Genomic DNA, 7,514 nt, shown 5'->3' with positions numbered 1-7,514 from the left:
AGATCAGACATGTTCACCGCTCGTTTTTGAACCGTGAATCACGCCGCAAAACGGAAATCAATGGGTCCTGACCCTAGCGCTCACCTGTAGAAAACTTGACAGTTACCGGGTTTGCGCCTTTAACGCGCAGCTCCGCCACATGGTCACCTGGCTTGGGTACATCGATCCAAGCATCCAGATCTTTGGCGACCTTCTTGCCGTCCAGATACCATTCAACGGATTTTGCTTCGGTGCGGCCAGTGAATGTACCCCAGAGATGCAGCGGTCGGTCCGGGCGCACCACTTGCCCCTCAGAGGGGTGAATAATGGCGAGTTCGGGTGGCGCTGGTGGCAGTTTAACTTGCTTGGTGTCTGCCGTTGCGGTGAAGTAACCGTCATGAGCAAGGACCCTAATCCAAACCTTGTCGACCGGAATGGTGTTGGGGTCGATCTCAACGCTGTTACCTCTCGCACCAACCCTGAGCCCGTTCCAGCGTTCACCATCAGAAGACCATTGCAGCCAAATATCGGGATCGTAACCACGCTTGGCACCGGTCGTTTTCCAGGAAACCTTTAGACCAGACTTGCCAATGCTGGCTTCAGCCGAAGCCAATTTAACCGGCCGTGCCGGTCGCTTGCGCTCCCATATGACTGCGTCCCCCTGGCAGATGCGGATTGCAATTCCGGAGCCGACATCGCCCATTGCCGCAATGAAACTATACGGCGGTTTAGGCGGATCCTTTTTATCGCCTCCGCCGCAACCGCAGCCATCGCCATTGGCGTCGTGATTATCCATTGTGAACACCGGCGCAGATGAGATCACCTCGTCCTTGTCCCCGATCAACTGCAAAACTAGATCGGTACGCGCGCCAGACATACGCAAGGGCCGGGTTGGAACCCGTACGAGGCTTGCGACCGAGACCTGCATGTCTTTGCCGACCTCTCCCACGATCGTCACGAAAGGACGCATCTGGTCTTGCCTGTCGACTTCCATGGCGCCTGCCCCCACCGAATTGCCGCCAGACACGCCTGTTGCCAGCGCCACCGGGTCAAATTCGGCGCGGTTCAGCATATAGTTATGCGTAAAGATCGAGACCCACCGGGGGCCGCAATAACCCATCAGATCCTCACTGTTGGCTGGCCGGTGTATTGTCCCGTCATTTGTGTCGAGGCCGTATTCGCCGATGCTCGCATCCGAATAGACAGTGTTGCCATTGCTATCGGTCGTTGTCATGCCGGTATCGTAAGGCTCGTAAAGCGGGTAGCTCGCGTTTGGCGTGCCGACCGTGCCACATGGGGCATGTGGTAAACCCGCCTGATGGCCCAACTCATGCGCCAACGTGACCGGGCTACCGGACAAGCCAGCGCCGTTGCCGCCGCTGGCGCATCCTGTGTTGCCATGCGAGCGCGGGATCGCCGCATTGACCAGTCCATAGTAAAGCCAATCGCCCTGATTACCGTCATTCGTGCGCGCGTTAGCCACGAAATTCAGGATCGGCGTCCAGTTGGGATCGCATCCCCCCGCTGGGAAATTGTTGTTTGTCAGACCTTGTGTTGTTGTCTGACTGTCGATGATCCGCACGTTGGGCGTACTGCCTACCGGGAAAACCCGAAGCGCAAAGCTGGTATCAGCGGCAACTTGCGCTGCGTTGGGGGCAGGCAAAGTAATATTGGCGCCGCCGCCCATCGGTGGACCGTTATAGCCAATTGTGACGGCTGCAACGCGCAACTCTTGCTCAAGATCGACATCAACAAGCTGTTGGGCCGTGCCGCTGCCTCCATAGCAATCGTCTGGCGACGAGACAGTGATAGAAAGGCGCAAGAGCCCGGTCATCACGTTGGCAGGGATAATGAAGTTCAGCGTCGCATCAATGTCACGTCTCTCTGCGTCGTAGCTCGAGAAACTGTCCTGCGCTGTCACCGGGGCATTGGTCGGAACGATATTGGCTACCGTGGACCAGATCCCACCAACCCGGCGTTCCACTTGAAGTGTGCCACTGACATTGCCGAGCTGCCCATTATCGAAATTCGGATCCTGCCCACTGCGCAGATATGTCCGCACCCAGGCCGATTTATTGGCAACAAGTTGAAGGGAGTTGTCCGGGCCGCGGTCAGCTGGATCAGTCAGATGCTGGTTGGCACGGAAATACTGAATCGCCTGCGTTACCTCGACCCCGTCGATGGATAGATCCGGCGGGTTCTGGAAAACGAGGTCTAAGCCCTGACTTACTGTAGGAGGTTTACATTTACCGGTCACGACGATTTCGACCCGCACTCGGGTCGTTTGGTCGAAGTCAGTCTGATCGAAGTCCCAGCGTCCCAGATCGGGGGCCGGTGAAATCTGCGCAATGGCAGAGCCGGTGTCTGTATTGACGATGCGCACAGTCACTGAGTCAGCGGCGCAGACCTTCCAGCGGATTTTCAGAACCTCGCCGGGTAACAGGCAGTCGTCGTTCTGATGCCCTTTGACGATAAACTTGAGAATGTCAGCGCTTGTGCCTTCGAACTCAGCCAACATCGTGCCGCTTTTTCGATAGTCCAGGAAACGATCGCAGACGCTGATCGTTTGGGTCGGAGGAATGATCGCCAAACCACATCCTGCACTGGACGGGACGATCACGCAGATGCGTTCGTCTGACCACGAGGTCGGCACAGCGATCGGACCGGGGTTCATCGTGCCATGCTGGGTGAACTGCACTTGCCCCGCAATATCGCCAAACCCGCACCCGCAGATCGCAACCGTGTCACCGGGGCAGGCACGCTCTGGGTTGATCTTGGTCACGGTGTAGCATTCGATACTGCACCAGTTTCTATATGCATCCGTGATGCAATCCAGGATGGGCTGGCGGACACAAGTTTGACAGCAAGGCACTTGTCCACAAGAGGTTTGACCGGTGCAGATGCACATCACATATTCGAGCAGATCCTTAAAATGACGCCCTGCGTGCGGCTTCTTGCAAATCAGGTTGACAGCTGCTTCATGAAGCGCGGTCAACACCTGGAACCGGCAACGTTGTTCAAGCAGCGCGCCGACGTATTTGATCATTGTTGGTCTGTGACCACAGGATACATGCATGGCCGCAAAGACCATCAAGCTCATGTCTTTGTCAGCGATCAGGGACTTACCGGTCGGGCAGACATGGTCGGAACAGCACACCGGGTTGGGTTTGGATTTGATGGGCCTACAGCTGTCATCATTGCAGTCGTCGGAAAAAATGTCCTGCAAGATACCGCCTGCATCATCCCCGGATGCGCCGCCACAGCCGCAGCCTGTTGGCGACGTGGCACAAAGAGCATTGAGGACATCCACATAGCGCCCCTTGGCAGCGACGTCTCCGTTCAGAACACTCCAGGCATCACTAAGCGAGTTGTCAAAAATCGCAAGCGTCGGGCGGATGCACTCAAAGAAGTGAGTGCGCTTGCGCAGCAACCGATCAGCATCCGCAAGCTCAAGCGCTTCCTCAATGTCATCAAGAACGCTTTCTGGCAAAAACGGCTTATCCGGTGCAGCCCAGCTTAACGGGCGCCTCAGGTGACACGCCAGCTTCTTTGCCGGGATGGCGACGTCGATTTTAATATCGTCGGTGCAGGAACAATCCTCAATCTTGAGCCGGGCTTTATGGATGCGCACGCCATCGCGGTCGCGCAGCTTTATCCGCAATTCCATCGGACCTGCACATCGACAGTCTTCGGGTATTTTCGACGAATCCACTATGAGCACAAATCGGCCATCGGCGGCCGTCAGGACGCATCCAAGATCGATTTTACAGCCGTCTCGCTTGCGCCAGCCATCCCCAAATACCGCCTGAATCTTGACCAATATACCGTGTACGGGCTGACCGTTCTCCTGTTGGGTGACACGACCGAAAACAGATTGAATAAGACTGGACATAGCTAAAGTAAGCCTCCGTTTTAAAAATGAACTTCTGTCAATTTCTCTTGGGAATTGCGCCAAATAGGACGCTTTACACCAATCTCGACCAAGTGTGATTTGCAAATTTGGAATAGTGTTAATGCTGTTTAAATATGCCTTTATTTTGCGCCAAAATACCCAAAATGTCAATCAGGTGCCACCTAGGGCGTCGCCGCTCGGAGGCATTAACAGCAATGAACACCGCACTCCTTCCGCACGGTGCCAAGTGCAAAATGCCGCACAGCTCTGACGTGAAGAACTGGTTATTGTGCAATTTTACCGCGCACGCGGCCAAAAAGCACTGAGCGGCCCATAAAAAGCATTCAACACCCCGCTGGCATTCTGCGGACGCAGCCCGCATTTCGGTCATTCGCTGCAAGTGCAAATTTTGGCGCTGCTCGTACTCACACATTGCGGACGAAGCTGCCGGTTGCTGAACGTCTGCTTCCCGTTAACGCTGAATCTCAGACGATCCACCCAAAGACATACCCCGCCCCAAGCGAACCAAGAACTGCAAGCAGCAGATAGAGCATCAACGGTTGCAATTTGAGCACCGGTGCGATGGCCATAGCACCCCAGATGCTGACAACACCGCCCGAGACAAGGAAAGCCATCGCCGCGCCTTCGGACATGCCGTTGTCGATCAACCCGCGTGTCAGCGGGAGCGCAGCGTAACCGTCGATATAGGCCGGGGCACCGACGAAGACTGCGGCGGGTATTGCCCACCATTTGTCTTCGCCAACATATGCTGCCAGTGCGCCCGGCGTGAGTGCGGTGTTCAGGGCATACTCGGCGGCAAATGCCGGGATCAGGCAGATCAGGATCAGCCGCGTGGTCGCCCAGAACTGTCTGCTGAAAGAATGCCTTCGTGCCTCAGACCGCCATACCCATGGATCAAAGGGGTGATCCCTGCCGCATCGTGCGGCACTCAGTTGGCGCGCAAGACCATTGTCTCGAAGCGCGCTCATTGCCCAAGGTGTCTTGGCGAATAGCCCTGTGACCACGCCCCCGAATATGCCTAATCCGAAAGCTGCGAGTGTTTTGCCGATCGCAAAGCTCAAACCCAGTGTCGCGGCTGTTGTCGCGAGCATCGCCGGATCAGTTATTGGGGAGGACAGCCAGAATGCCATGATCGGAGCGAGTGGCACGCCCGCTGCCAGCAATCCGGCCATTAAAGGCAGCACTGTCACACCGCAGACCGGCGTGATGGCTCCGATGAGCGATGCAGCCAAAACCGCTCTCAGCGTCCTGCCCTCGAACGCGCCAGCGATATGGGTATCCGCGCCGCTGGCGATGATCCAAGCTGCTAGAACGATGCCCGGAATGACAATGGGGGCAACGACAATTAGACCCCATAAGACGAACCTTGCTGCGTTTGCGGCGTGTTCCGGCCAAGCAAAACCTACACCTGCCAATAGAAGCAGAAACAGGCCCCACACTAAGGGTTTCCGGTTGGATGGTCGGTTGGCAGCTGTCTGATCGGACATGAGATACTCCTCTGACCTTGAAAAATAGTGCGGCACGAGGCATCTGTGAAACGCATAGTTACAATTTCCGATATTGGAAAAACAAATGGAAAACCTGGATAGCGATCTTCTGCGAACCTTCGTCGCCGTGGCTGATGCCGGAAGCGTCACAGAAGGCGCCGCCCGCATCCACCGGTCGCAGTCTGCAACGAGCCTTCAAATCAAGCGCCTCGAAGCGATCCTGGGTCAGCCGGTCTTCGACAGGCATGGTCGCGGGGTGGTCCTGAGCGACACGGGACGAAAGCTATTTCCAGTCGCGCAGGACGTGACGGCACGTCTCGATGCGGCACTACGAGAGATTTCCCAGAACACGGTAAGCGGGAAACTACGTTTGGGCATACCCGACGATCACGGACGAACGAAACTCGCGGCGATCATTGCGACCTTCACCCGCCATCATCCGAAAGTCGAACTGGATGTCACATGCGCTCTGAGCACCAGTTTTCCCGAGGCCCTCGACAAAGGTTCGCTGGACCTTGCGGTCTATGAGGTCGAAAACCCGTCCAGCCAAGAGGAAGTTCTTTATGAAGACCCAACTTATTGGGTGTCGTCGGTGCGCTGGAATTTTCAGATCGATGAAAGCCTTCCGGTGGCCTTGTTCGATCATGCATGCTGGTGGCGCGACGCGGCAGTCAATTCATTGCAAGCCCGCGGAGAGCCATATCGCGTTGTATATTCCAGTCAGAGCGTCTCTGGCGTGATTGCAGCGGTTGAAGCTGGGATTGCAGTAGGTCTACTTGGTCGCTCGTCGTTTCACGCAGGTCTATCGGTGGTGAACGACGCATTGGGCTTCGGAAACACGCCTGCCTCCAAGCTGGTGATGGCATCCAGCAAGCCGAAAGAACAAGGGCCTCAGGACGCTATGAAGGAGGCGATCCGAGCCGCATTTATGGCCAAGCCATAAAAAGCTGACTTTCGCTGCGCTCTGTCGAATGGGCAGGTCGGACTAGGTTCCTGACATCGGAGGCGGCGCGGCATCCTGTGGTATGACGCCTGTGTCAACGTCGGGTCGTCGTTTTGGGAGGGCATGGCGGATCGGAGGATTAGTCATGGAAATACCAAACTTACCTGCCATTCGCGCACTTCGACTAGCCTGGAACAAGGGCCGCATTGTCGGTCAGAAGCGGCTACTGAAACCAAAGCATGTCTGAGCAATCTGGGTGCGGCTTGAATTGGCAGAGTACCATCGTGATCTTGCTCTGTTCAATATGGCAATCGACAGCAAGCTTCGCGGCTGCGACCTTGTGAAGAGGAAAGTTGTGGATGTGCTGGCGTCAGGCCAGATCAGGGAACCCGCATCAGTGCTGCAGAACAAGACGCAGAAGTCAGTTCGGTTTGAGATATCGGAAGGCACCCGCACATCCGTCGAAAAATGGATGGAATACGAATTGATGGTCGGATCAGAGTATCTTTGGCTAGGCCGTTTTCATGAGCGCCTTCACATATCGACACGTCAGTATGCGTAGATTGTTCGGGACTGGGTCACGTCGATCGGACTGGAAGCAAGTGCATATGGCACGCATTCGATGCGGCGAACGGAAGTCACTCAGTTCAACAAGAAGACTGGCAACTTTCGCGCCGTTCAGCTTCTGTTGGGGCACACAAAGATGGACAGTACAGTCAGGTATCTTGGCGTTGAACTTGAGGATGCCTTGGCCATTGCTGAAGCTATTGAAATCAAACATCTCTGGGCCGCCTACACGGTCGGCCCTTACCGGTCACTCGACATGCCGTCACGATGCTGCGGTCGCAGCCCACTTTTCGGTCATTCGCTACGACAGCAATATCTCAACACAAGCGAACTCACAGAACGCGAACGATACTGTCTTTCGCTGCCAGCGCACCAACGGCAGCTATTTACGCATCGCGTCTGTCGCAAAGAGAAAGAGGCAAAACCGGATACAGGCCAATCACTTCGGACAATTTGAAACGGGTGCCCTGGTACTTATTCACGTCGACGCCGCACGAACTTACGGCTTTCAAACTAAGTTTTCGACGAAATTGGTAGCGAACTTATTACTAGGGTCAGGACCCATTGATTTCCGTTTTGCGGCGTGATTCACGGTTCAAAAACGAGCGGTGAACATGTCTGATCT

General features: G+C 55.6%; 5 protein-coding genes and 1 pseudogene. 4 read left to right on the top strand and 2 right to left on the bottom strand.

The features are described 5' to 3' along the window. Positions 1-73: 73 nt before the first annotated feature. A complete protein-coding gene (locus AC2FIM_RS20200) occupies positions 74-2,761 on the bottom strand; it encodes a hypothetical protein (RefSeq protein WP_496708385.1) in 2,688 nt (895 codons plus the stop codon). Positions 2,762-2,866: 105 nt separating this feature from the next. Between AC2FIM_RS20200 and AC2FIM_RS20195 the strand changes: the two genes are divergently transcribed. Together AC2FIM_RS20195 and AC2FIM_RS20190 are read left to right on the top strand one after the other, a co-directional pair. Further along, on the top strand, positions 2,867-3,499 hold the full coding sequence (locus AC2FIM_RS20195; protein ID WP_496703425.1) for a hypothetical protein: 633 nt from the start codon (positions 2,867-2,869) through the stop codon (positions 3,497-3,499). A 12-nt stretch (positions 3,500-3,511) separates the two neighbouring features. Beyond that, positions 3,512-3,877 carry a hypothetical protein gene (locus AC2FIM_RS20190; RefSeq protein WP_496708384.1) on the top strand — a complete coding sequence of 122 codons (366 nt, stop codon included), beginning with the start codon at positions 3,512-3,514 and terminating at the stop codon, positions 3,875-3,877. A gap of 479 nt (positions 3,878-4,356) precedes the next feature. On the opposite strand, the gene AC2FIM_RS20185 is transcribed toward AC2FIM_RS20190, so the two are convergent. Further along, on the bottom strand, positions 4,357-5,379 hold the full coding sequence (locus AC2FIM_RS20185) for a permease (protein ID WP_496708383.1): 1,023 nt from the start codon (positions 5,377-5,379) through the stop codon (positions 4,357-4,359). Between the two features lie 85 nt (positions 5,380-5,464). Between AC2FIM_RS20185 and AC2FIM_RS20180 the strand changes: the two genes are divergently transcribed. After that, a complete protein-coding gene (locus tag AC2FIM_RS20180) occupies positions 5,465-6,322 on the top strand; it encodes a LysR substrate-binding domain-containing protein (RefSeq protein WP_271952822.1) in 858 nt (285 codons plus the stop codon). A 304-nt stretch (positions 6,323-6,626) separates the two neighbouring features. After that, positions 6,627-7,097: pseudogene (locus tag AC2FIM_RS20175) on the top strand (tyrosine-type recombinase/integrase); the annotation flags it as partial. Positions 7,098-7,514 lie beyond the last annotated feature (417 nt).

This window comes from Ruegeria sp. CDSC052 (genome assembly GCF_059610685.1).
Note: the sequence above shows the minus strand (reverse complement) of the source record. Positions and strands in the feature narration are given on the sequence as shown.

Coding starts and splice junctions, on each gene's coding strand:
- AC2FIM_RS20180 (WP_271952822.1), top strand. CDS start 5,465: ATGGAAAACCTGGATAGCGATCTTCTGCGAACCTTCGTCGCCGTGGCT.
- AC2FIM_RS20185 (WP_496708383.1), bottom strand. CDS start 5,379: ATGTCCGATCAGACAGCTGCCAACCGACCATCCAACCGGAAACCCTTA.